This window comes from Flavobacterium sasangense DSM 21067 (assembly GCF_000686885.1).
Lineage (GTDB): Bacteria > Bacteroidota > Bacteroidia > Flavobacteriales > Flavobacteriaceae > Flavobacterium > Flavobacterium sasangense.
Genome location: NZ_JMLU01000021.1, coordinates 40,512 through 65,929, shown reverse-complemented (window position 1 = coordinate 65,929; position 25,418 = coordinate 40,512). Strand labels below are relative to the sequence as shown.

Annotated in this window: 16 protein-coding genes and 1 riboswitch; of the genes, 10 read left to right on the top strand and 6 right to left on the bottom strand. The window is 32.2% G+C overall.

From position 1 onward, the window contains the following. The first annotated feature begins 258 nt into the window (after positions 1–258). Entirely contained in the window at positions 259–2,727 is a 2,469-nt protein-coding gene (locus BP92_RS0109880) for a beta-mannosidase (RefSeq protein ID WP_026725925.1), read from the top strand. 31 nt (positions 2,728–2,758) lie between these two features. Here the strand turns inward: BP92_RS0109880 and BP92_RS0109875 are convergent, their stop codons facing one another. Beyond that, positions 2,759–3,373 (bottom strand): deoxynucleoside kinase, encoded by a 615-nt coding sequence (locus BP92_RS0109875; RefSeq protein ID WP_026725924.1) that lies wholly within the window; start codon positions 3,371–3,373, stop codon positions 2,759–2,761. Next, entirely contained in the window at positions 3,373–4,116 is a 744-nt protein-coding gene (locus tag BP92_RS0109870) for a hypothetical protein (RefSeq protein ID WP_051604438.1), read from the bottom strand. Before BP92_RS0109870 ends, BP92_RS0109875 begins: the two co-directional genes overlap by 1 nt. A gap of 177 nt (positions 4,117–4,293) precedes the next feature. On the opposite strand from BP92_RS0109870, the gene BP92_RS0109865 reads away from it, so the two are divergent. Next, positions 4,294–5,199: a GLPGLI family protein gene (locus BP92_RS0109865; protein ID WP_026725922.1), complete on the top strand. Its 906-nt coding sequence runs from the start codon at positions 4,294–4,296 to the stop codon at positions 5,197–5,199. Here BP92_RS0109865 and BP92_RS0109860 read toward each other — a convergent pair. Further along, positions 5,196–5,876 carry a response regulator transcription factor gene (locus BP92_RS0109860; protein ID WP_026725921.1) on the bottom strand — a complete coding sequence of 227 codons (681 nt, stop codon included), beginning with the start codon at positions 5,874–5,876 and terminating at the stop codon, positions 5,196–5,198. The genes BP92_RS0109865 and BP92_RS0109860 overlap by 4 nt on opposite strands. Beyond that, entirely contained in the window at positions 5,869–7,347 is a 1,479-nt protein-coding gene (locus BP92_RS0109855; RefSeq protein WP_035693248.1) for a sensor histidine kinase, read from the bottom strand. The genes BP92_RS0109860 and BP92_RS0109855 overlap by 8 nt, the downstream gene beginning before the upstream one ends. Positions 7,348–7,467: 120 nt before the next feature. Here BP92_RS0109855 and BP92_RS0109850 point away from each other — a divergent pair, with 120 nt between their 5' ends. Continuing rightward, complete coding sequence (locus tag BP92_RS0109850; protein ID WP_026725919.1) at positions 7,468–8,295, top strand: GLPGLI family protein; 828 nt, start codon at positions 7,468–7,470, stop codon at positions 8,293–8,295. Positions 8,296–8,363: 68 nt separating this feature from the next. Beyond that, positions 8,364–11,108 carry a carboxypeptidase-like regulatory domain-containing protein gene (locus BP92_RS0109845; protein WP_026725918.1) on the top strand — a complete coding sequence of 915 codons (2,745 nt, stop codon included), beginning with the start codon at positions 8,364–8,366 and terminating at the stop codon, positions 11,106–11,108. A gap of 39 nt (positions 11,109–11,147) precedes the next feature. On the opposite strand, the gene BP92_RS0109840 is transcribed toward BP92_RS0109845, so the two are convergent. Together BP92_RS0109840 and metK are read right to left on the bottom strand one after the other, a co-directional pair. Continuing rightward, the gene (locus BP92_RS0109840) at positions 11,148–13,232 is read right to left on the bottom strand and encodes a tail fiber domain-containing protein (protein ID WP_026725917.1); all 2,085 of its coding nucleotides are present in this window, start codon (positions 13,230–13,232) and stop codon (positions 11,148–11,150) included. A 96-nt stretch (positions 13,233–13,328) separates the two neighbouring features. Then, a complete protein-coding gene (gene metK, locus BP92_RS0109835) occupies positions 13,329–14,579 on the bottom strand; it encodes a methionine adenosyltransferase (protein ID WP_026725916.1) in 1,251 nt (416 codons plus the stop codon). 622 nt (positions 14,580–15,201) lie between these two features. On the opposite strand from metK, the gene BP92_RS0109830 reads away from it, so the two are divergent. The 6 genes from BP92_RS0109830 (at position 15,202) to metH (ending at position 25,417) form a co-directional block, all read left to right on the top strand. Continuing rightward, complete coding sequence (locus BP92_RS0109830; RefSeq protein ID WP_026725915.1) at positions 15,202–16,494, top strand: O-acetylhomoserine aminocarboxypropyltransferase/cysteine synthase family protein; 1,293 nt, start codon at positions 15,202–15,204, stop codon at positions 16,492–16,494. A gap of 64 nt (positions 16,495–16,558) precedes the next feature. Beyond that, entirely contained in the window at positions 16,559–17,524 is a 966-nt protein-coding gene (locus BP92_RS0109825; RefSeq protein WP_026725914.1) for an alpha/beta fold hydrolase, read from the top strand. Position 17,525: 1 nt separating this feature from the next. After that, positions 17,526–19,940, top strand: a complete 2,415-nt coding sequence (gene thrA / locus BP92_RS0109820; protein ID WP_026725913.1) for a bifunctional aspartate kinase/homoserine dehydrogenase I — start codon at positions 17,526–17,528, stop codon at positions 19,938–19,940. A 127-nt stretch (positions 19,941–20,067) separates the two neighbouring features. Then, a complete protein-coding gene (locus BP92_RS0109815; protein WP_026725912.1) occupies positions 20,068–21,240 on the top strand; it encodes a trans-sulfuration enzyme family protein in 1,173 nt (390 codons plus the stop codon). Positions 21,241–21,392: 152 nt separating this feature from the next. Then, positions 21,393–21,500: riboswitch (SAM riboswitch) on the top strand. 81 nt (positions 21,501–21,581) lie between these two features. Next, complete coding sequence (locus BP92_RS0109810; protein ID WP_035693246.1) at positions 21,582–22,580, top strand: homocysteine S-methyltransferase family protein; 999 nt, start codon at positions 21,582–21,584, stop codon at positions 22,578–22,580. Positions 22,581–22,744: 164 nt separating this feature from the next. Next, positions 22,745–25,417, top strand: coding sequence for a methionine synthase (gene metH / locus BP92_RS0109805; RefSeq protein WP_026725910.1), 2,673 nt, complete (start codon positions 22,745–22,747; stop codon positions 25,415–25,417). Position 25,418: the final 1 nt, after the last annotated feature.

The following is a 25,418-nucleotide window of genomic DNA, read 5'->3' as shown; positions in this document are numbered from 1 at the left end:
TTTAAAAATATTTACGCTAGGCTCATATCAAAGAACGGAATTAAAATGAAAGCATTAGTCGCTGTTCAGAGAAAAATACTTGAACTTATTTATATATTATTCAAAAATGAGACAGTGTATGATAAAGAATATATAACAAAAAATAGCGCGCAAACACAAATGGTTTAAACACGCTATAGAGACTAGTTCAATGACTGTCTTGAAAAACAAAAGTAATAAAAATTAAGATTTAAATTTGAAATCAACACAGAATCTTATATGTTTAAAAAAATAACATTATTTCTAATTTTCATCTGCTATTCCGTTTCAGCACAAATTTCCTATCGCAATTTGTCGTCAGAAAACTGGACATTCAACAAGCAAAATAAAGCAAAAAAACACAAGGCAACTATTCCCGGAACCGTTCACACCGATTTATTTCAAAACCAATTAATTCCTAATCCGTTTTTTGGAGCCAACGAAAAAAAATTGCAATGGATTGAAAATGAGAATTGGGAATACGAAACATATTTTACATTATCAGAATCGGAACTAGAAAATCAAAATATCGATTTAGAATTTGAGGGTTTGGATACCTATGCAATGGTTTATTTAAACGGAAAAGCAGTTTTAGAAGCGGATAATATGTTCCGAAAATGGACAATAGCTGCTAAAACACATTTGAAAATAGGTGCCAATCATTTAAAAGTTGTTTTTCATTCCGCAGTTCAAAAAGGGAAAGAAGAAGCGAAAAAATTGTCTTATACCTTACCCGAAAAAGAACGTGTTTTTGTTAGAAAAGCGCAATATCAATTTGGTTGGGATTGGGGACCACGATTCGTTACGGCAGGAATTTGGAAAAAAGTCCAACTGAAATTTTGGAATTCGGCTAAAATCGAAAACATAAAATACAGTCAAATCGAATTGAATGACAAAAAAGCTGTTTTAGAATTCACAACCGAAATTTACGTTTCCAAAGTCAAAACGATTCAGCTAAAAATCAATGAAAAAACAGAGGTTTTCAATCTTAAAAAAGGAAAGAACAAAATCAAAATGCAATATGAAATTGCCAATCCAAAGTTGTGGTGGTGTAATGGTTTAGGTGATGCGAATTTATATCCTTTTACTGTTGAAATCAATCAGAAAAAGCAGTTTTTAGATTCAAAAAAGCTAAATATTGGCTTGAGAACTATCGAATTAATTCAGGAAAAAGACCAAGCTGGAAAAAGTTTTTATTTCAAATTAAACGGAAAATCGGTTTTCATGAAAGGCGCCAATGTAGTTCCGCCCGATAGTTTTTTACCACGAGTTTCCGATACTACTTATTTTTCTTTAGTCGAAAATGCTAAAAAAGCGAATATGAATATGCTTCGTGTTTGGGGTGGCGGCGTGTATTTTGATGATGCGTTTTATGAAGCTTGTGATGCCAAAGGAATTTTAGTTTGGCAAGATTTTATGTTTGCTTGTTCGATGTATCCGGGCGATGAAGAATTTGTTGAAAATGTAAAGCAAGAAGTAATTGATAATGTGAATCGTTTGCAAAATCATCCGAGTATAGCCATTTGGTGTGGCAATAATGAAAACGATGAAGGTTGGCACAATTGGGGTTGGCAAAAGCAATTTAATTATTCAAAAGCTGATTCCACTCAAATTTGGAACGATTACAAAAAAGTATTTCATGAAATGATTCCGAAAACTTTAGACAGTTTACTTCCGAAAGAAAAGAATATTTATTGGTCGTCTTCGCCATCGATTGGTTGGGGAAGAAAAGAAAGTTTATTACAAGGCGATTCGCATTATTGGGGCGTTTGGTGGGGAAAAGAACCGTTTGAGATTTATGAAAAGAAAGTAGGACGTTTTATGAGCGAATACGGTTTTCAAGGTATGCCAAATTTAGAAACGTTGCAAAAAGTGATGAATAAAGAAGATTTGAATTTCACTTCCGAAGCTTTTAAAAATCATCAAAAACAACCAACAGGTTATGAAACCATTAACGAATACATGGAACGTGATTATGTAGTGCCAAAAGATTTTGAAGATTATGCTTATGTTTCTCAATTACTGCAAGCTCGTGGCATGAAAATCGCTATTGAAGCCCATCGAAGAGCCAAACCCTATTGTATGGGAACTTTGTATTGGCAATTCAATGATTGTTGGCCTGTTACATCTTGGAGCTCGTTAGATTATTACGGAAATTGGAAAGCGTTTCATTATCAAGCGAAACGAAGTTTTGAAAATTTGTTGTTTTCCGTTGAAGAAGCAAATGATAGTTATAGAATTTATATTGTTAACGATGATTTAAATCAGTATTCAGGTGAATTCGTTATTGATTTAATCGATTTTAAAGGCACTAAATTGTGGAATGAAAAGATAATTTTCATTGCTTCGGAAAATTCAAGTAAGATGCATTTTGAAATTTCAAAGAAGGATTTTTTAGCTTTTAACTTAAAACAAGCGGTATTGTCGGTTTCATTTCCTCCTTTAGAACAAATTTACACTCGTCATTATTTTTATAAACCAAAAGACTTACTACTTACAAAACCAAGCATTCAAATCAGAACTATTGACGAGTTAACCATTGAAATTTCTTCAGATGTTTTAGCTAAGGATGTTTTTCTGTCTTCGGAAAATGAAATGTTTTTTGAAGATAATTATTTTGATTTGTTACCGAATGAAAAACGAGTTATCAAATTGTCCAAAGCTCCAAAAAAGATAAAAGTGAAGTCGTTGTTTGACACAATGAAATAAAAAAACGCCTCAAACGAGGCGTTTTGTATATCTAAAATAATCCGTTTAATTCGGCATCAATTCTATTGATAATCATTCCTAAATCTTCTGGATTGTTAACGAAATCAATGTTGTCTACATCAATGATTACTAGTTTTCCTTTGTTGTAGGTTTGAATCCAAGCTTCGTATCTTTCGTTCAAACGGCTTAAATAATCAATCGAAATCGAATTTTCGTAATCTCTTCCTCTTTTATGAATTTGACTCACTAAATTTGGAATCGAACTTCTCAAATAAATCAATAAGTCAGGCGAACCTACTAAACTTTCCATCAATTCGAAAAGTGAAGTATAGTTGTTGTAATCTCTGTTGGACATCAATCCCATAGCATGAAGATTGGGTGCGAAAATGTGCGCGTCTTCATAAATGGTTCGGTCTTGAATAATGTTTTTACCACTTTCACGAATTTGCAATACTTGACGAAAACGACTGTTTAAGAAATAGATTTGAAGATTAAAACTCCATCGTTCCATTTGGTGATAAAAATCATCCAAATACGGGTTGTCTACCACATCTTCAAAATGCGGTTCCCATTTAAAATGTTTCGCTAATAATTTTGTTAACGTTGTTTTTCCTGCTCCAATATTTCCTGCTACTGCTATGTGCATTATGGTAAAATTATTTTGTAATTAGTAATTTCATTTTGGGTAAAAATAGACAAAATTCCATCTCTAAAGAAAAATTTTGAAATGATTTTTTCATCAATTGCTATTTTGCTGCTACTCTTAGAAGTTAAGTCGTAGTAATATAATTTATCATCTGTTTTATAAATGGAATTGCCATTTTTTGTAAACTGAATTGTGTCAAACTTTGGAAGAATTCCTAATTTTTCAATCGTACCATAAATTGAAATGCGATACAAATTCAAATTCACATCGGTCCAATAAAAATGCGTGTAATCGGATTCGTAATAAGAAATTGGATTTTCAAGCATGGTAGAAATCCACTTAAAAGTATCTGTGTTTACATTGTATAATCCAATTTTTGATGAAATACTATCGTAAATCCAAATTTGATTTTGAGAAGACAAAGCCACTGCTTCTAAGTTAATTGGAGTTGATTTTAAATTGAAATCTATCTTCTTAATTTCGTTCAATTGATTGTCTAATAATACAACCGTATTGAAATTTTTATAAAAAATTACAATTTCTAACGGATTTTGGAAGTCTACATTTGTGATTTTTCCTAAACTTAGGTTGTTATATTGGAAATGTTTAGTTGGGCTTTTTTTTATTAGTACGTTTTCTTTTATGAAGTAACTGTTTTGTTGATTGTCAAAACCTAAAAAAATGTCACATTCTAGTTTTATGGTTTCTAATTTTAATGCAGGAATTTCATTTTGACTGCTCACGTACAAGCAATAAAAATTTAAAAAGGTTATAAAGAGTATTTTTTTTAAAGACATTCGTTAAACTATTTCTTAGAATTAAAGGTCTAATATACTACTTTAACACAAAAATAGCAGTTAAATTGTGTAACAAAATGCACTTTTTGTAGTCTATATATGTAGCTAAAACATCTGAAAAGAATGAAAAAAATTATTATTGCTTCGATTTTTATGATTTCTGGGTTAGTAAATGCTCAGAATTTTCAAGGAATGGCAGTTTATGAGTCTAAAACAAGTACCGCTGATTTTATGAAAGGTATGAGTGGAAATAGAGAAATGACGCCAGAAATGCAAAAACAAATAGAAGAGCGTATGAAAAAAATGTTTGAAAGAACATTTATTTTAAACTTCGATAAAACAGCTTCAATTTATAAAGAAGAAGAAAAATTAGATGCGCCTGGTCAACAAGGTGGAGGTAGAATGATGATGTCGATGATGGGAGGCGGTGGAACCCACTATAAAAATGCTAAGGATAAGCAATATGTGGTGGATAAAGAGTTTTTTGGGAAAGAGTTTTTAATTAAAGATTCATTGCCAAAATATGAATGGAAATTAGAAGGTGAATCGAAACAGATTGGTAATTATACTTGTTTTAAAGCAACTGCAGTAGTAAAAGTGAGTGAGTCTGATTTTAGAAATTTCAGATTCAGAAATAACAATACTAAAGAAGGTGAGAAAAAAGCGGAAACGGTAAAAGATACTGCAAAAGCTAAAAAAACTAATTTTACAGATGATTGGGAAATGCCTAAAGAAAATGTTATTATAGCATGGTATTGCCCAGAAATTCCTGTAAATCAAGGCCCAGAAAATTATTGGGGTTTACCAGGTTTAATCTTAGAGGTTAACGATGGTAAAACGGTAATTTTATGTTCTAAGTTGGTTTTAAATTCTAAAGAAAAAGTTGAGATTAAACCTGCTTCAAAAGGAAAAGAGGTAACGCAAAAAGAATATGATGAAATTGTGAAAAAGAAAATGGAAGAAATGCGCGAAATGAATTCTGGACCTGGCGGAGGTAGTCGTATGCAATTTAGAATGGGTAGAATCTAAAATATTAATTTATAACCTCGTCCTCTACTGTTAATAATTTCTACAGATGGGTCGAGGTTTAATTTTTTTCTTAACTTCGTTATAAATACATCCATACTTCTCCCACTAAAAAAATCTTCATTTCCCCAAACGGTATTTAATATCAAGGTTCTTTCTATCGTTTTTCCCTTATTTTTTACTAAAAATTCTAGTAAAATAGATTCTCTATTAGTTAATTTAACTGTTTTTTCTCCATGAATTAATAATTGTGATTCCGTTTCAAATTCATAAGATCCAATTGTAAATCTTGTTGCTGCAGTTTTATTTTGAGGGTTATTAGTTAATGATATGATTCTTACAATTAATTCTTCTATACTAAAAGGTTTTTTTATGTAATCATTGCAACCTATTTTAAATCCTTTAACTACATCGGCTGTTTGTGATTTTGCTGTTAAAAATAAAATAGGAATAGTTTTGTTAATTTGTCTAATTTCTTCGGCTAATGTAAAACCGTCTTTTTTGGGCATCATAATATCTAATACCAAAGCGTCAAAGTTTGATTTTATAAATTCTTCAAAAGCTAATTCTCCATTTTCACATAATGTAACAGTAAAGTTTCTACTTTCTAAACTTTCCTTAATAATTATTCCTAATGATGCTTCGTCCTCAGCCAAAAGCAGATTAATTTTGTTAGTCATTTGGTAAAGTTATTTTAAAAATAGTCTCGTTTGTTATGGTTAATTCAATTGTTCCTAAGTGTTTTTCAACTATAGTTTTTGCAAAATATAAGCCAATTCCATATCCTTTTATGTCGTGAATGTTTCCTTTTGGAATTCTATAAAACTTTTCAAATATTAATTTTTCTTGCGATTTTAAAATCGAATTTCCGGTGTCTTTTACTTTAATTACAGTGGTTTTATCCGTTTGAAAACAATTGATTTCAATGTTGTTTCCACCATATTTTATTGCATTATCAATTAAATTTGAAATTGCATTTTCTAAATAAAATGAATCTGCACTAATATATAATTCTTCTTTTTCAAATTCAAAAGTGATTTGTTTTTTAGAAATATCTTGATGTTTTTCAATAATTGATTTAATAAAAACTATTAAATTAATAGTTTCTAAATTCAATTGAAGTTCTTTAACGTTTAAAGTAGCTGTTTCTAATATTTTTTCGACCATGTTTTCCAATTTAAACAATTGATTGAATGACATGGCAATATATTTTTTATTTTTTTCTAAATTATTTTCAGGATTAAATGTGCTCATTCCTTCTAAAGCAGTTGCTATTGTTGTTATTGGCGTTTTGAATTCGTGAGTAATGTTGTTGATAAAATCATTTTTTATTTCGTCAACTTTTTTTTGTTTTTTGATGATAAAAAGTAAAAAAAACAAACAACTTATAACAGCTAATGAAAAAAATAATGATAAAATTAATTCAACCCCCATTCGTTTGACTAGTAATCCCTTTGAATAATCATAATTTAAATTTAAAGTTTCTTTGTTTTTAAAATAGGCAGAATTCGGAATAATTTGAAAAGGTAACTTTATTTTGTTTTTATAATATGTAAAAAATAAAGTGTCGTTTTTTAAATGTTTTATTTCGTATTTTAATGCAATATTTTTTCGATTTAGTTCTGCTTTAAAAATAGAATCTAAAATTTTGTATTTTATAGAATCATTCTTAAATGACATGGTAATTTTACTAGGAAAATTTTCTAATCCTTCAATTGAATCCATCGCTTTTTTACCTTTAAGAATTTGTATGGATGAAATTTCTTCAACCTTTATTGCTTTATTTTCAAAAGGATGTATGCTTCTTTGGTTTTCATCTGTTTCTATAAACTTAACAGAAACTTTTGTGTCGATAGAATCAACTTTTTTTGGTTTGCTAAATTGTTTTCCAAATTTTGAATCTAGTTTTATTTCACGAATTAAATCTTCAACTTTCGTGGTAGAATCCTTGCTAATCACACTTATAAAAGTTTCCTTTGAATCTTCATCAAAATATGTCTCTATAGCCTTGTCATAAGCAATTTGTACTTCGTTTTTTAAACGTTCTTTATTGCTCAAATAATTTTTGTAATTCCAATAAACTTGTAAACAAATAGTTGCTAAAACTAAAAGGCTAATTAGTACAAAAATTCTTTTTAGATTAATTTTCATTCATCAAAAGTAAAAACTATTTGCATATAAATTTAACCGTTAACACACGTTAACATTCATTAACTTGTTATTTGATTTTAATGCTGTTAATTTGCTTCAATTAATTAAAAACTAATATATATGAAAACATTATTTTTTTCAAGTGCATTTTTATGGCTAACCCTTAGTTCGTTTGCGCAAAATTTTCAAGGAATAGCTTATTATTCTTCACAAACAAGCATGAAGAATTTTAATATTACAAGTAATGATATGACACCAGATGTTAAAGAAAAAATGATGGAAAAAATGAAGAAGGCTTTTGAAAAAACCTATATTTTATCATTTAATACTGTGGAGTCAATTTACTCAGAAGAAGAAAAATTAGCTGCACCTAAACCTTCTAGTAATGGAGTTTCTGTTAGTTTTTCAGGTGGAGGCGATTCTAAATATTATAAAAATTTTAAAACAAAACAATACACAACCGATTTAGATATTTTTGGAAAAGAATTTTTAGTCATAGATTCTTTGCCAAAATTTAACTGGATTATAACTGGTGAAGAGAAGAAGATTGGTAATTACACTTGTATTAAAGCACAAATTATTATTCCAGTTACAGAAGAAGAATTAAAAGAGTATGAAGATTATAAGAAAAAATTAGAAAGCGGTAAAACAAGTTTTTTTACACCAAGTGAACCTAAAGAAAAAATAATTGAAGCATGGTATGCTATTGAAATTCCAGTTTCAAACGGTCCAAATAAATATTGGGGTTTGCCAGGTTTAATTTTAGAATTACATGAAGGAGAAACCACTTTTTTATGTTCAAAAATAGTTTTAAATCCTAAAGAAAAAATAGAAATTAAAGCACCTAAAAATGGAAAAAAAGTAACTCAAAAAGAATTTGATGAAATTGAAGAAAAGAAATTAAATAGTATGAAAAATGAAGATGGAGTTATAGAAATTAAAATGTAACAAAAATTTTGATTAATAAATTTGTAACAAAACATCATAATATTAGTCTTACTTAATATTATTAACAAATGAAAAAAAATATATTATTTCTATTTTTATTATTTAGCTCAATTAGTTTTTCTCAAAATATACGTTTCGAAGGAACTGTTAAAGATACCACAGGAGTTGGTTTAGAAATGGCTAATATTATGGCTGTAAATCAGCAAACTAAAGCAATGGATGCTTATGCAATTACTAATGAAGCCGGAAAATTTATCTTGACTTTAAAATCTAATACAACTTACACTCTTAAAGTGAGTTATATAGGTTTTCAAACTTTCGAAAAATCGGTTACTACTGGAACAACTACAATGAATTACCCAGTAGTTTTAAAAGAAGGAACACAGCTAAATGAAGTTGAGATTGTTCAAGAAATGCCAGTAAGTGTTTCGGGTGATACGATTATTTATAACTCTGATTCTTTTACCAATGGTACTGAGCGAAAGTTGGAAGATGTATTGAAAAAGCTTCCAGGTGTTGAGGTAAACAAAGACGGAGAAATTGAAGTAGAAGGGAAAAAAGTCCAAAAAGTAATGGTGGAAGGGAAAGATTTCTTTGACGGCGATACAAAATTGGCTACCAAAAATATTCCAGCAGATGCTTTAGATAAAATCCAAGTTTTGCGAAATTATAACGAAGTTTCTAACTTAAAAGGTTTAGAAAATAACGAGGAAAGTATTGCATTAAATATCAAGCTTAAGGAAGGGAAAAAGAACTTCTGGTTTGGAGATATGACGGCCGGAATTGGTGTTGGGATGGATGATGCGCGTTATATCGTGAATCCTAAATTGTTTTATTATAATCCCAAATACAGTTTAAATGTTATTGGTAATGTGAATAATATTGGAGAATTACCATTAACAGCTCAAGATTATTTCAAATTTACAGGAGGTTTCAAAAATATGATGCGAAAAGGAGGTTCTTCTTTTAATGTTGTGTCTAATGATTTGGGAATTATGGGACTTCGTAACAATCAAGCAGCTAATATCGAATCAACGTTTGGTGCTGCCAACTTTAGTTTTAATCCTTCAAAAGCATGGACATTAAGTGGTTTTGGAATTTTATTAGGAAATAAAACCGAAATAGAAAACAGAACAGTTTCTAATCGTGTAGATAATTTACCAGATGGAACTTCTCAAACGATTACAGAAACTCGTGAAGATTTTACAAGACAAAAAAGTAATCAAGTTTTGTTTAAATTGAGTTCGAGTTATGTGCCGTCTGAAAAAAAACATTTTGATTACGATGCATTAATTAAGATTTCTGACCAAAAAGAAAATACAAGCGTTTTTTCTAGCTTGTTGTCTGATATTTATACAGCAAAAAAACAAAATCCTTTTTCAATAAATCAAAATCTTAATTACTACTACACATTAAGTGATAAGCATGTTTTTGGTTTTGAAATGCAGCATTTGTATCAAAATGAAGATCCATTTTATAATGCTAACCTTGAAACTTTACCTTTTGCACCTTTGTTAACAGGTTACATAAATGAAGGAGCAGGAGTAAGAGACGATGTAACTCAGAAACGTTTTGTTCAAACCAATAAAGTGGATACAAAGTTTGATTATTATTACATGTTGACTCCAAAAAGCAATATCAATTTAACTTTAGGAAACACCTATTCGTACCAAAACTTTGATTCGTCTATTTTCCAGATTTTGAATAATGGTACTCAGAACAATCTAACAGATGCAAGTACAATGAATAATGTTAATTATTCGTTTAACGATGTGTTTTTAGGATTGCATTATAAATTCATGACCGGAAAGTTTACTTTTAATCCAGGATTTAGTGTGCATCAGTTTAATACTAATGATCAACAACTTGGAACATCAAACAAGCAGTCTTTCAATAGAATTTTACCAGATGTATACGCGTTATGGCAAATTAAAAAATCAGAAACACTGACTTATAATTATTCTTTAACAAACAATTTTACAGATATCAACAAGTTAGCTCAAGGTTATGTGTTTTCAAATTATAATAGTTTGTTTAGCGGAAATAGATTCTTAGAAAATTCGACTTCTCAAGTTCACTCATTGCGTTATTTTAAGTATAACATGTTTAACTTCGAAAATATTTTTGCTAATATTTCGTATACAAGACAATTAGAAGGTATTAAAACCAGAGCGTTATTGGTTGGAGTAAATCAAATTTCATCAGCTGTAAATATCAACTCTTCTTTCCCTGATGAAACTTTATCGGCTACTGGAAATTACGGACGTTCTTTTGCTAAATATTATAAAGCAAATGCGAGAGCAGGAGTAAATTGGTCAAAATTTAATAATATTCGAGTTTTTCCTGATTCGGATTCTGATCCAAATAATAATCCAACTAAAATTCAAACTACAGAATCTGTTTCACAAAACTATGGTTTGAGTTTTTCAACTAATTACAAAACATTGCCTAATTTAACATTGGGTTATAATTTTACTATTAACGACAATTTTTCTGATGTAATTTATGTGGATAGCCCAACAGTTACTTTAGAATATTTTTTCCTTGATGCATTTTCATTCGTTTCGGAATACTCTTATTATCACAACCGAAACAAGTCAAATACTATTGATAGTGAATACGATTTCTTAACGGCAAGTTTAATGTATCAAAAGAAAGATAGTAAATGGGAATGGAAACTTTCAGGAACCAATTTACTAGATACAAAATCGTTAGACACTAACAGTTTTAGTCAGCTAGGAGGAACGAGTACTTTTTCAAGTTATAGAGTGCAACCAAGATTTGTAATTCTTAGTTTAAAATACAGATTATAAGCTAAATAAAAAGTCCCGAAATATTTCGGGACTTTTTATTTAGTTAAGTTTCTCTTCAATCGCTTTTAGCCTTTTTTCCAAAGCTTCGTTTTTTTGTTTTTGGAGTTCTAATTCTAGTTTTAATGCTTCAATTGTTTTTTGTTGTTCTTGTATTGATTTTACTATTGGAACAACAAATTCGGCATAACGTAAACTGTAAAAATCATTTTTGTTTTTTGGTACATCAACACCACTAAAATCATAGTTGACTTTCTTGGCAGTTTGCTCGACTTCTTGAGCTATAAATCCAGAATATCTAATGTTGTTGTTTTGACTTTTTGGGTCAATAGCTTTAAAATTATAATTATAAGTAACAGGTTTTAAATTTAAAATAAAATCTAATCCTACAACATTATTTTGAATGTTTTCTTTCAAACGTCCATCTGATAAATTAGACCATCCAACAGCTCCGCCAATGCTGGTAATGTCAAAATTACCAAATCTAATTTGATTGTCACCTGAAACATATGTATTATATCCAATTGCGGTTGAATTGTTGTAATCTCCTGAATTATAAGCATTATAACCAATAGCTGTATTGTAATTTCCTGAATTATTTGAAACCAACCCGTTGTTTCCAATACTAGTATTAAAAGAACCATTGTTGCTTGATAAAGAGTTGTTTCCCAAGGAAATATTATGATTTCCTGAAGTATTATTCATTAAAGCATTGTAGCCTAAACTTATATTGTTTTCTCCTGTATTGTTGTTTTTTGAAGCATTTCTGCCAATACTAGTGTTGAAACTTCCTGTTGTATTGTTTTCCAATGAATTTGATCCAACAGCTACATTATTATTTCCAGTTGTATTTGCTTTTAAAGTGAATTCCCCAAAACCAGAATTGTAATTTCCAGTATTTGCGTATAATGATTGATTTCCAAAAGCGGAATTTCCTATTCCAATGGTTGAACTAAACAAAGCATTGCTTCCAAAAGCACTATTATTGTTTCCTGATAGGTTGTTGTATAAACTATTAAAACCAATGGCTGTGTTATTTGAGCCAGAATCGTTGTTGTACAAGGAGTTGCTGCCTAATCCGGTATTCTGATTTCCAGTTTTAGACTTGTACAAAGAAAAAGTTCCAACGGCAGTATTCTGAAAACCAATAGTATTATTGTTTAAAGAATTATTACCAATTGAGGTGTTTTGATAGCCAATTGTATTGAAACTTAAGGAGGCTAGTCCTACAGCAACATTATTACTGCCTGTTGAGTTAGCAGTTAGTGTATAAGAACCAATCCCAGTATTATTATTTCCACTTGTGTTGGTGTATAGCGAGTAAGTTCCTATTGCAACATTGTAGTTTCCATTAGTATTGTTGTATAGGCTGTTGTTTCCTAAAGAAGAATTTTCATTTCCTGAAATATTCATTAATAATGAATTTGATCCAATTGATGTATTTGAATTTCCAGTAGTATTGTTGTTTAATGAATATATTCCTAAAGCTGTATTAGAATTTCCAACGGTATTATTGGTCATAGATAAGGCTCCAATTGCACTGTTGGAATACCCTGTAGTATTGTTTTTTAGAGTATTAAATCCTACGGCTGTATTAGAGTTTCCATTAGTAGTGCTACTTAGCGAAAAACTACCAAACGCAGTATTATTAGAGCTACTTCCAACAGGTCGATAAGAGTTATTTCCAAAAGAAGTATTATTGATAGCTATAATTCCTGAATGATTGTTGTTTCTTCTAAAAATGAAGTCCGTATTGTCTTTTGTTCCAATATAGTTGTTGTTTGGATTGGTGTTGGTGTTTCCATTTATCAACCAAACATTTTTTGTGTTTGTTACAGAATTCCAAGAAACACTATTGTTGTCCCAATAATAAAAACCAGGTGCGTTATTGCCAACTGTTGTTGCTAGGTAAATTAATAAGCCATTTTGATCACTTGTTGGATTAGTGGCCGGAAAATTATTAACTCTTGGAATTAGAATTCCATCCGTATTTGAGGGTGAGTTACTATCAGTAGCTACAATATCTAATGTAGATTTTGGATTTGTTGTGTTTATTCCAATTTGTGAAAAGATTGCGAAACTATTTAAAAAAATCACAAAAAAGAATATTTGTATAATGGTTTTCATTAAAAATGAATTTTTTGCTAAAGTATAAAATCTGAAAATAAAAAACCCACTTATTTTAAAATAAATGGGTTTAACTATTTTGTATTCAGTAGATTATTAGATGTTAAAAGCTGCTTTTACTTTATCTACGAAATCTAATTTTTCCCAAGTAAATAACTCAACTGTAACCGTTTTTGTTAAACCACCTGGAGCAGTAAACGTTTTAGTTACGGTTTCAGGAGTTCTTCCCATGTGACCGTAAGCTGCTGTTTCGCTATAGATTGGATTTCTTAATTTTAAACGTTGTTCAATAAAGTAAGGACGCATATCAAAAATGCTTTCAACAACTTTGCTGATTTCTCCATCAGTTAAATTTACTTTTGCTGTTCCGTAAGTATTTACGTTGATTGATGTTGGTTCGGCAACTCCAATAGCATAAGAAACTTGTACTAAAATTTCGTCAGCAACACCAGCAGCAACTAAGTTTTTAGCGATGTGACGTGTTGCATAAGCAGCAGAACGGTCTACTTTAGATGGGTCTTTTCCAGAGAATGCTCCACCACCGTGAGCTCCTTTTCCTCCGTAAGTATCTACGATAATTTTTCTTCCAGTTAAACCAGTATCTCCGTGAGGTCCTCCAATTACGAATTTTCCTGTTGGGTTGATGTGGTATTTAATTGCATCATTAAATAAATGAGCATATTGTGGATTTTTAGCAATCACTCTTGGAATCAAAATCTCAATAATATCTTTTTTGATTTTCGCTAACATCGTTGGTTCATCAGCAAAATCATCGTGTTGTGTAGAAACTACAATAGCATCAATACGAACCGGTTTGTTATCATCAGAATATTCTAAAGTAACCTGAGATTTCGCATCTGGACGTAAGTAAGAGATTTCTTTATTCTCTCTTCTTAAATCCGCTAATTCTTGAAGAATTTGATGAGATAATTTCAAAGCTAACGGCATGAACTCAGCTGTTTCATTTGTAGCGTAACCAAACATCATTCCTTGGTCACCTGCACCTTGCTCTTCTTTGCTTGCTCTATCAACTCCTTGATTAATATCGGCAGATTGTTCGTGAATAGCAGATAAAACTCCACAAGAATTTGCTTCGAACATATATTCGCTTTTCGTGTAACCAATTTTCTTGATTACATCTCTTGCGATAGTTTGTACATCTAAATAAGTATTTGATTTTACTTCTCCAGCTAAAATTACTTGACCTGTAGTAACTAAAGTTTCACAAGCTACTTTTGACTCAGGGTCAAATGCTAAAAAGTTATCAATTAATGCGTCTGAAATTTGATCCGCAACTTTGTCAGGATGTCCTTCACTCACTGATTCTGACGTAAATAAATAAGCCATAATAAATTATTTTTAAATTTTAAGCGAGGAAAAATAATTGCAGGTAGTGCCTAAAGGAGTAGTAATTACTGCTTTAGCATTTTTTAATGAGGTTGCAATCAGTTCAAATTTTTCCTCTTAGTTTTCGGATGCAAATGTATGAAATGAAATTGAATTCCAAATGATTGTTAACTTTTTTTTATTTTATTCATTTCGAAATTACAATTAGAAGGTTTTTTAGAATAATTTTCGGTTTAAAAATTGTTTTAGTGAAAATTATTCTAAATATAGATTTTAAAATAACAAAATTCAGAAAAATAATCTATTTATTTTTTTATTGTAGAAAATAAATCTAATTTTGCCCTGTCAAACTAAAAGAAATAGAAGATGAACTTTACAATGTGCAATATGTGTATGATGATGTGGAACAATCCGCAGAGGAAGACTATTGCATAATTTTAAAAGTAAATTAATTCAATATAACCTCTGTCGAAAGCAGAGGTTTTTTTATTTCTAAAAAACACAACAGAACATGAAAATAGCCATTTACAATCCAAGACGATGTTGTCGAATGTGTAGCTGAATCAAACTCAGTACAATTAAAAACATTTAAAAATATAATAACATCAAAAATAAAAATATCATGAGCACAAATAAATTTGCAACAAACGCTTTACACGCAGGACACGATACAACTAAAAACGCAGGAACAAGAGCGGTTCCAATTTACCAAACTACATCTTACGTTTTCAATAATTCAGACCACGCAGCCAATCTTTTTGGTTTAGCTGAAGCCGGTTTTATTTATACAAGATTAAATAACCCGACAAACGACATCTTAGAACAACGTTTAGCCAAATTAGAAGGCGGAATTGGAGCTGTCGTAACCGCTTCAGGAACCGCAGCAATCTCAACTGCTTTGTTAACGTTGTTAAAAGCTGGCGACCATATCGTAGCTTCAAATAGTTTATATGGCGGAACGTATAATTTATTAAACGTGACTTTGCCAAGATTAGGTATCACCACAACATTCGTAGATCCATCAAATCCAGAAAATTTCTTAAGCGCAGCACAAGAAAATACTAGAGTTTTCTTCGCAGAAAGTTTAGGAAATCCAAAATTAGATGTACTCGATTTAAAAGCCATTTCAAAAGCAGCACAAACCTACAAAGTGCCTTTTATTGTGGATAACACAGTGGCAACACCCTTTTTGCTAAACCCAATCGAACACGGAGCTAACATCGTAATTCATTCGTTAACCAAATACATCGGTGGAAACGGAACTTCTCTTGGAGGGGTTATCATTGATGCGGGAAATTTCGATTGGAGCAACGGAAAATTCCCAGAATTCACAGAGCCTTCAGCTGGTTATCACGGATTAAAATATTATGAAGTGTTAGGGGCAGCTTCGTTCATGGCAAAAGTTAGAATTGAAGGATTACGCGATTTGGGCGCTTCGTTAAGTCCATTTAATGCGTTTCAAATTATTCAAGGTTTGGAGACATTGGCTATCCGAATCAAAAAGCACAGTGAAAACGCTTTGGAATTAGCTAAATGGTTACAAAAACGTCCAGAAGTAGCTTGGGTAAATTATCCAGGATTGATTTCATCAAAATATTATGATTTAGCTCAAGAATATTTGCCAGAAGGACAAAGTGGTATCGTAACTTTTGGATTAAAAGGTGGTTATGAAGCCGCAAAAAAAGTTGCGGATGAAACCCAGTTTTTCTCATTGTTAGCGAATATTGGTGATACGAAATCATTAATTATTCATCCAGCAAGTACTACGCACCAACAATTGTCAGAAAAACAACAAATCACAACTGGAGTAACGAAAGATTTAATTCGTTTATCAGTTGGATTAGAAGATATTGAAGATTTGAAAGCCGATTTGCAAAGTGTTTTCGAAAAATTGCCAGTTCAAAATTTAGTTTAGGTTTTTGTTTGTTTGAAGGCTACCGATAGACCTACCTAAAGGTAGCCTTTTTTTAAAAAGAAAGATGAGTACAATTCAAAAAATAGTGTTCCAAAATGTTCCATTGCAAAATGGAGTAGTGCAATCCAAAGTGATTTTGTCCTATCAGTTGTTTGGACAACCAGTTGGTTCAGCGCCTTTGGTGGTAGTGAATCATGCTTTAACTGGAAATTCGCAAGTTATTGGCGAAAATGGTTGGTGGCAATCGTTAATTGGCGATGATAAAATTATCGATACCAAAAAATATGCGGTTTTAGCTTTCAATATTCCTGGAAACGGTTACCAAGATGCGGAAAATTTGATTCAAAACTATAAAGATTTCACCACTTATGATATCGCCAATTTATTTTGGAAAGGAATCGATTCATTTAAAGTCAATCAAGTTTTTGCAGTGATTGGTGGAAGTTTAGGTGGAGCAATTGCTTGGGAAATGGCGGCAATTCGACCAAAAGCGATTGCGAATTTAATTCCGGTTGCTACAAATTGGAAAGCTTCTGATTGGTTGATTGGAAATGTATTAATTCAAGATTTTATTTTGAATAATTCCAAAAATCCAATTCACGATGCCCGAATTCACGCCATGTTATTATATCGAACACCTGAATCACTACAAGAAAAATTCAATACTAAATTGCAAAACTCAGAAGGATTGTTTCAAGTGGAAAGTTGGCTATTGCATCACGGAGAAAAATTGCAAAATCGATTTCAGCTTTCGGCTTACAAACTCATGAATCATTTATTGAAAACTACAGATATTTTTAAAAACAAAAGTAAGTCAGAAGTTATTACAAACATTACATCAAACATTCATCTAATTAGCGTGGATACTGATTACTTTTTTACGGCAAACGAAATTAAAACTGCTTTTCAGGAAGTCAAAAACTACAAAAACAATGCATTTTATCACGAAATCAAATCCATTCACGGACACGATGCTTTCTTGATAGAATTTGAACAACTAAACAACATACTTAAACCTATATTTAATTAAAATGAAAATATTAAAATTTGGAGGAAAATCATTAGCAAACGGAGAAGGATTGCAAAAAGTAATTCAAACGATTGCTCAAAAATATTTCAATAACGAACCCATTGCAGTCGTAGTTTCGGCAAGAGGAAATGCTACTGACGAATTGGTAATTCTATTAAAAAAAGCACAAGCCAACATCAATTTTCAAGCGGATTTTGAGCAATTCAAAAAATACCAATTAGAAGGTTTGAAAGAAAACATCTTCGAAGAAGAATTTTCGGTTTTACAGAAATTACTAGAAGGTGTCTCGCTTTTAGGAGATTACAGCGAAAAAATTAAAGATCAAGTTATAGCGTATGGCGAGATTCTATCGGCAAAATATGTCGCTTATGTCTTAAACGAAAACAGCATCAAAGCACAATTCACCGATTCGCGTCAATTAATAAAAACCGATATTAACTTCGGAAATGCCCAGCCAATTGAAGCTGTTTCGAAGCGAAATGTTTTAGATTATTTCGAGAAAAATTCGGATAAAGTGAATATTGTTACGGGTTTTATTGGTTCAACTTTACATAACGAAACCACTACTTTAGGAAGAAACGGAAGTAATTACACGGCTTCTTTATTAGCTAATTATCTGAACGCCGAAGAATTTCAAAATTACACTCACGTTGACGGAATTTTCACTGCAAACCCTGATTTAGTTGCCGATGCCAAAAAAATTGAGCGCTTGTCATTTAATGAAGCGAATGAATTGGCAAATTTTGGAGCACAAATTTTACATGCCAAAACCATCATTCCTTTGGTAGAAAAAAATATTCCGTTGCGCATTTTAAACACTTTCAATCCTGAAAATGATGGAACATTAATCACTTCTGAACAAACCAATGAAGGCATCAAATCGCTTTCGGTTTTAACGAATGTGTCGTTGATAAATTTAGAAGGAAGAGGTTTGTTAGGAAAAACAGGGGTTGATGCAAGAATTTTCCGTGTGATGGCTGAAAACGACATTAGCGTAAGCATTATTTCGCAAGGTTCTTCAGAGAGAGGAATTGGTTTAGTCGTCAGTTCTGATAAGGCTTCGAAAGCGTTAGTGGGCTTGGAAAAAGAATTTGAAACCGATTTTTACATGAAAGATGTCAACAAAATTTCGGTAAACGATAACATTGCTGTGATTTCGATTATTGGTCAAGATTTAACGAATTTCCATAAACCATACACGGCTTTAATCCGAAATAAAATCACGCCAATTTTATTGAATAATACGGTTACAGGAAGAAATATCAGTTTGGTAATTAGTCAAGATGAATTCAAACGAGCTTTAAATGTGATTCATGGCGAAATTTTTGGTGTAGCGAAAAAAATCAACATCGCAATTTTCGGTCATGGAACGGTTGGCGGAACTTTGATTTCTCAAATTTTAGAATCCGCAAAAAACATCGAAAAGCGAAAAGGAATCAAGTTGAATGTATTTGCGATTGCGAATTCAAAGAAGGTCTTGTTGAATAAATTTGGAATTAGCGAAAATTGGAAAGCTACATTAGAAGACAAAGGTCAGGAATATAAAGTAGAAGATATTATCGCTTACGCTAAAGAGCACCATTTGGAAAATTTAATCGCAATTGACAACACCGCGAGTGCGACTTTCATTGAAAATTACATTTCCTTAGCTGAAAATAGTTTCGATTTGATTTCGTCAAATAAAGTCGCGAATACGGTAAGCTTTGATTTTTACAAAAAACTACGAAAAGTGCTAAAAGATAACCAAAAAGAATATTTGTATGAAACGAATGTTGGCGCAGGTTTACCTTTAATAGATACGATAAAATTACTGCATTTATCAGGTGAAAATATCACCAAGATAAAAGGTGTTTTCTCTGGAACTTTGAGTTATTTATTCAATAATTTTTCAGTTGAAGAAAAGAAATTCAGCGAAGTATTGCAAGAAGCTATCGAAAAAGGTTTTACTGAACCTGACCCAAGAGAAGATTTAAATGGAAACGATGTGGGACGAAAATTATTAATCTTAGCACGTGAATTAGATTTACAAAACGAATTTGAAGAAATCCAAATCCAAAACTTAATTCCAGAAGCTTTACGCGAAGGAAGCGCTTCAGATTTTCTAAAACGCTTATCTGAATTAGATGGAATTTACCAAAACATCAAAGACGCTCAAGGACCAAACGAAGTGTTGCGATACATCGGCGAATTATCCGGCGATTTACAACAAGACAAAGGAAAATTAGAAGTAAAACTAATTTCGGTTCCAGCCAATTCTGCTTTAGGCTCGTTAAAAGGTTCGGATTCTATTTTTGAAATTTATACAGAATCGTACGGTGAACAACCTATTGTAATTCAAGGAGCAGGAGCAGGAGCATCTGTTACCGCAAGAGGTGTTTTTGGAGATATTTTACGTTTATCCGAAAAAAAATTATAACCACCCAAGCTCAAAACCTGCAAGATGTAAAAGTCTTGTGGGTTTTACACTTAAATAAACTTAAACTATTCTTTATAAGTCAAGTAAAACTTCTATGACTTATATGTTTTAAAAACAAAACAAAACCATGAGCAATCAAAATTTAGGGTTAGAAACCCAAGCCATCAGAACGCAATTAGAACGTACACAGTATTTAGAACATTCCGTTCCGCTATATTTAACTTCGAGTTTTATTTTTGAAGATGCCGAAGATATGCGCGCTTCGTTTGCTGAAGAGAAAGAACGCAATATTTACAGCCGATTTTCCAATCCCAACACATCTGAATTTGTTGAAAAAATTTGTCAAATGGAAGGAGCAGAAGACGGCTACGCTTTCGCAACCGGAATGGCGGCTGTGTATTCAACTTTTGCTGCTTTATTGAATTCTGGTGAACATATTGTTTCTGCGAGTAGTGTTTTTGGTTCGACACATACGTTGTTTGCCAAATATTTTCCGAGATGGAATATTACGACGAGTTATTTCGATGTGAACCAACCGGAAACGATTGAAAATTACATCCAACCGAATACCAAAATTCTTTACGCAGAATCACCAACCAATCCAGCGGTTGATATTTTAGATTTGGAGTTGTTGGGGAAAATTGCCAAAAAACACAATTTGATTTTAATTGTAGATAATTGTTTTGCGACTCCTTACATTCAAAATCCAATTCAATTTGGTGCCGATTTAGTGATTCATTCCGCAACCAAATTAATTGATGGTCAAGGTCGTGTTTTAGGTGGAGTAACCGTTGGTCGCTCCGATTTAATTCGTGAAATTTATTTGTTTTCCCGAAATACTGGTCCAGCGTTATCGCCATTCAATGCTTGGGTGTTGTCTAAAAGTTTAGAAACGTTGCCGGTTCGTATCGAAAAACATTGTGAAAATGCTTTAAAAGTTGCTGAATTTTTAGAAAATCATCCAAATGTCGCTTCAGTAAAATATCCTTTTTTGAAATCGCATCCCCAATATGAAGTCGCTAAAAAGCAAATGAAATTAGGCGGAAATATTGTAGCGTTTGAAATCAAAGGCGGAATTGAATCCGGGAGAAAGTTTTTAGATAAAATCAAACTGTGTTCGTTGTCTGCGAATTTAGGTGATACGCGTTCTATTGTAACACATCCAGCTTCTACAACGCATAGTAAATTAACAGAAGAAGAACGTTTGGCAGTTAGTATTACGGATGGTTTGGTGCGCGTTTCTGTTGGTTTGGAAACCGTTCAAGACGTAATTAACGACTTAAAACAAGCGTTAGAATAAAAGTTTTCAAACTATTTTATAGATTTGTATTCTTTTTAAGACGATTAATTTAGAATATAAATCTATTAAAATTATTTTATTAATGAAATTTTAGAAAATATTTCATTATTTCAATTTTGTCACTACATTTGCAGTGTTCATAATTATAGTGTTTGTTATCACGAAAGCTGGAGGGAATAGACCCTGTGAAAGCTTAGCAACCTCCCGCGCTAGTGGAAAGGTGCTACATTCTATTCCGATTTATCGGAAGCAGATAACGTTAGAATTGCTCTCCAACTTTCTGCGGTAACAAATTAAGTTAATCAAGAAAATTAGGTAATTAGCCTTTGCGAGAGAATACAATGTCAAAAATTCAAGAAGAAATCAAAAAACGAATTCTCGTGCTCGATGGAGCCATGGGAACGATGTTACAACGTTATAAATTTGAAGAAGAAGATTTTAGAGGCGAACGTTTCAAAGATTTTCCATATCCTTTAAAAGGAAACAACGATTTGCTTTCCATTACCCAACCAGAAGCTGTAAAATCAGTACATCGCGCTTATTTTGAAGCAGGTGCTGATATTGTAGAAACCAATACTTTTTCGGGAACGACTATTGGAATGGCCGATTATTATTTGGAAGATTTAGTCTACGAATTGAATTTTCAATCGGCTAAAATCGCTCGTGAAGTAGCGGGTGAATTTACCGATAAGCCAAGATTTGTGGCGGGTTCCATCGGTCCAACAAATAGAACCGCTTCTATGAGTCCTGATGTTAATGACCCAGGTTTCAGAGCAGTGAATTTTGACGATTTAAAAATTGCCTACAAACAACAAGTCGAAGCTTTAGTTGATGGCGGTTGCGATTTACTTTTGGTAGAAACGATTTTTGATACGTTGAATGCGAAAGCCGCTTTGTTTGCTATTGAAGAAGTAAAAGAAGAACGAAATATCGATATTCCAGTAATGGTTTCCGGAACAATTACCGATGCTTCTGGAAGAACATTATCGGGACAAACGGTGGAAGCTTTTTTGATTTCGATTTCGCATATTCCTTTGTTGAGTGTAGGGTTTAATTGCGCTTTAGGAGCGGACCAATTAAAACCGTATTTGAAACGATTAGGAAATAATACCTCGTTAAATATTTCGGCACATCCCAATGCAGGTTTGCCAAATGCCTTCGGACAATACGATCAATCACCAGAAGAAATGCAACAATTGATTAGGGAGTATTTACAGGAAAATTTAGTAAATATCATCGGCGGATGTTGTGGAACAACCCCAGAACACATCAAATTAATTGCGGAGGTAGCAAAAGAATTCAAACCACGCACCGTAGAGACAACGTATACGTTGTCTTAATAATTGATTTATCAATTATTTGAAAAATTAAACAATGAAAAACAGTACCATAAAAATACAATTCGAAACATTTTTACAGTCGCAACGATGTTGGGTTTGCCAATACGTCAGCAACAGTAAATCCTTTTGGAAAGATGTTGCGAAACATTATAAAAGAATAAGTAATGAGTTATAATTCCGATAAATATTTAAAATTATCAGGTTTAGAACCTTTGATTGTAACTCCAGAAACCAATTTTGTAAACGTTGGAGAACGAACAAACGTAACCGGTTCTAGAAAATTTCTTCGCTTAATTAAAGAAGAAAAATACGATGAAGCTTTAGAAATTGCACGTGCTCAAGTAGAAGGTGGCGCGCAAATCATCGATGTTAATATGGATGAAGGAATGTTAGATGGTGTTTATGCTATGACCAAATTCCTAAATCTAATCGCGGCCGAACCCGATATTGCCCGAGTTCCTGTGATGATTGATTCTTCAAAATGGGAAATCATCGAAGCTGGGTTGAAAGTCATTCAAGGAAAAGGTGTGGTGAATTCGATTTCTTTAAAAGAAGGAGAAGCTACTTTTATTCATCATGCCAAATTAATCAAACGATACGGAGCCGCTGTAATCGTAATGGCTTTTGACGAAAATGGTCAAGCCGATACTTACGAAAGACGTATTGAAATCTGTAAAAGAAGTTACGATATATTAGTTGAAAAAGTTGGTTTTCCAGCTGAAGACATCATTTTTGATCCTAATATTTTTCCAGTCGCAACCGGAATGGAAGAGCATAAATTAAATGCTTTAGATTTCTTCCGAGCAACCAAATGGATTCGCGAAAATCTTCCGTATGCGAATATTTCGGGCGGAGTTAGTAATGTATCATTTTCTTTCCGTGGCAACGATAAAGTTCGTGAAGCGATGCATTCGGCCTTCTTATATCATGCCATTCAAAATGGAATGACAATGGGAATCGTAAATCCAGAAATGTTAGAGATTTATGATGAAATTGACAAGGTTTTGCTTGAACATGTTGAAGATGTTCTTTTAAACAGAAAAGACGATGCTACCGAAAGTTTGTTGGAATTAGCGGAAAGTTTCAAAGGCGATATAAAATCAAATGAAAAAGCTGTGGCAGAATGGCGAAATAGTTCGGTTCAAGATCGATTAACTCATTCTTTAGTAAAAGGAATTGACGAGTTTATTGAGATTGATGTAGAAGAAGCACGTCAGTTAGTTGAAAAACCTATAGAAGTTATCGAAATCAATTTGATGGCTGGAATGAATGTGGTTGGTGATTTATTCGGAAGTGGAAAAATGTTCTTGCCACAAGTGGTGAAATCGGCACGTGTTATGAAAAAAGCGGTGGCTTATTTACTTCCTTACATTGAAGCTTCAAAAGATGGAAAATCGTCTTCGGCCGGAAAAGTGTTGATGGCAACTGTAAAAGGTGATGTACATGATATTGGAAAAAACATTGTATCTGTAGTTTTAGCGTGTAATAATTTTGAAATCATCGATTTAGGTGTGATGGTTCCGCCCGAAAAAATCATAGAAACTGCGGTTAAAGAAAATGTAGATATTATAGGTTTGAGTGGTTTGATTACGCCTTCGTTGGACGAAATGGTGTATTTGGCTAAAGAAATGGATAAATTGAACATCAAAATTCCAGTAATGATTGGCGGCGCAACCACTTCTCGTGCGCACACGGCTGTAAAAATTGCGCCAGAATATAAAGAAACCGTGGTTCATGTGAATGATGCATCGCGAGCAGTAACTGTAGCAACCCATTTATTACAACCCGATACTAAAGTTACTTATGCAAAATCGCTTCGTGAAGAATACGATTCACTTCGTGATGGTTATTTGAACAGAAGTCGAGAGAAAAATTTCTTATCTATTGAAGAAGCTCGCAAAAATAAATTCAAAATCGATTGGAATACGTTCGAACCAATAAAACCAAACTTCATTGGAACAAAAACCATTGAAGTTGAACTTTCGGAATTAGTAGATTTTATCGATTGGACACCGTTTTTTCAATCATGGGAATTGTATGGGAAATTTCCAGCGATTTTAACGGATGAAATTGTAGGCGAACAAGCTTCTGATTTATATAAAGATGCCCAAAAAATGCTTTCTCAAATTGTTTCAGAAAAATGGTTCACAGCAAAAGGAATTTTAGGAATTTTCCCAGCTAATACTGTTAATGATGATGACATCGAAGTAAATCTTCCAACTTCCAGCTTCCAACTTCTAACTTTAAGACAACAATCTCAAAAAACAGTGGGAGCTCCAAATATTGCTTTAGCAGATTTTATTGCTCCTAAAGAAATTGGTAAACAAGATTACGTAGGATGTTTTTGTGTTACCACAGGTTTTGGAGTTGACGAAAAAGCTTCGGAATTCGAAAAGCAATTAGACGATTATAATTCCATTTTGGTAAAAGCGTTAGGTGATAGATTAGCAGAAGCTTTTGCAGAATATTTGCATTTAAAAGTCCGAAAAGAAATTTGGGGCTACGCTTCGGATGAGGTGTTATCAAATGACGAATTAATCAAAGAACAATACAAAGGAATTCGTCCCGCTCCTGGTTATCCCGCTTGTCCTGACCATTTAGAAAAACCAACAATTTGGAAATTATTAAATGTGGAACAAGAAATAGGAGTACAGTTAACCGAAAGTATGGCGATGTGGCCAGCGGCTTCGGTTTCGGGCTATTATTTTGCCAATCCAGAAAGTAAATATTTTGGTTTAGGAAAAATTAAAAAAGACCAATTAGAAGATTACGCCAAAAGAAAAAATATAAGTGTAGAATTAGCCGAAAAATGGCTATCACCCAATTTAGCAGATTAAA

What these genes read in the sequence shown, in the direction of transcription:
- BP92_RS0109830 (WP_026725915.1), top strand. Translation starts at nt 15,202, where the DNA reads ATGAGCACAAATAAATTTGCAACAAACGCTTTACACGCAGGACACGAT.
- BP92_RS0109850 (WP_026725919.1), top strand. Translation starts at nt 7,468, where the DNA reads ATGAAAACATTATTTTTTTCAAGTGCATTTTTATGGCTAACCCTTAGT.
- BP92_RS0109815 (WP_026725912.1), top strand. Translation starts at nt 20,068, where the DNA reads ATGAGCAATCAAAATTTAGGGTTAGAAACCCAAGCCATCAGAACGCAA.
- BP92_RS0109865 (WP_026725922.1), top strand. Translation starts at nt 4,294, where the DNA reads ATGAAAAAAATTATTATTGCTTCGATTTTTATGATTTCTGGGTTAGTA.
- BP92_RS0109880 (WP_026725925.1), top strand. Translation starts at nt 259, where the DNA reads ATGTTTAAAAAAATAACATTATTTCTAATTTTCATCTGCTATTCCGTT.
- BP92_RS0109860 (WP_026725921.1), bottom strand. Translation starts at nt 5,876, where the DNA reads ATGACTAACAAAATTAATCTGCTTTTGGCTGAGGACGAAGCATCATTA.
- BP92_RS0109875 (WP_026725924.1), bottom strand. Translation starts at nt 3,373, where the DNA reads ATGCACATAGCAGTAGCAGGAAATATTGGAGCAGGAAAAACAACGTTA.
- thrA (WP_026725913.1), top strand. Translation starts at nt 17,526, where the DNA reads ATGAAAATATTAAAATTTGGAGGAAAATCATTAGCAAACGGAGAAGGA.
- BP92_RS0109810 (WP_035693246.1), top strand. Translation starts at nt 21,582, where the DNA reads ATGTCAAAAATTCAAGAAGAAATCAAAAAACGAATTCTCGTGCTCGAT.
- metK (WP_026725916.1), bottom strand. Translation starts at nt 14,579, where the DNA reads ATGGCTTATTTATTTACGTCAGAATCAGTGAGTGAAGGACATCCTGAC.
- BP92_RS0109825 (WP_026725914.1), top strand. Translation starts at nt 16,559, where the DNA reads ATGAGTACAATTCAAAAAATAGTGTTCCAAAATGTTCCATTGCAAAAT.
- BP92_RS0109855 (WP_035693248.1), bottom strand. Translation starts at nt 7,347, where the DNA reads ATGAAAATTAATCTAAAAAGAATTTTTGTACTAATTAGCCTTTTAGTT.
- metH (WP_026725910.1), top strand. Translation starts at nt 22,745, where the DNA reads ATGAGTTATAATTCCGATAAATATTTAAAATTATCAGGTTTAGAACCT.
- BP92_RS0109840 (WP_026725917.1), bottom strand. Translation starts at nt 13,232, where the DNA reads ATGAAAACCATTATACAAATATTCTTTTTTGTGATTTTTTTAAATAGT.
- BP92_RS0109845 (WP_026725918.1), top strand. Translation starts at nt 8,364, where the DNA reads ATGAAAAAAAATATATTATTTCTATTTTTATTATTTAGCTCAATTAGT.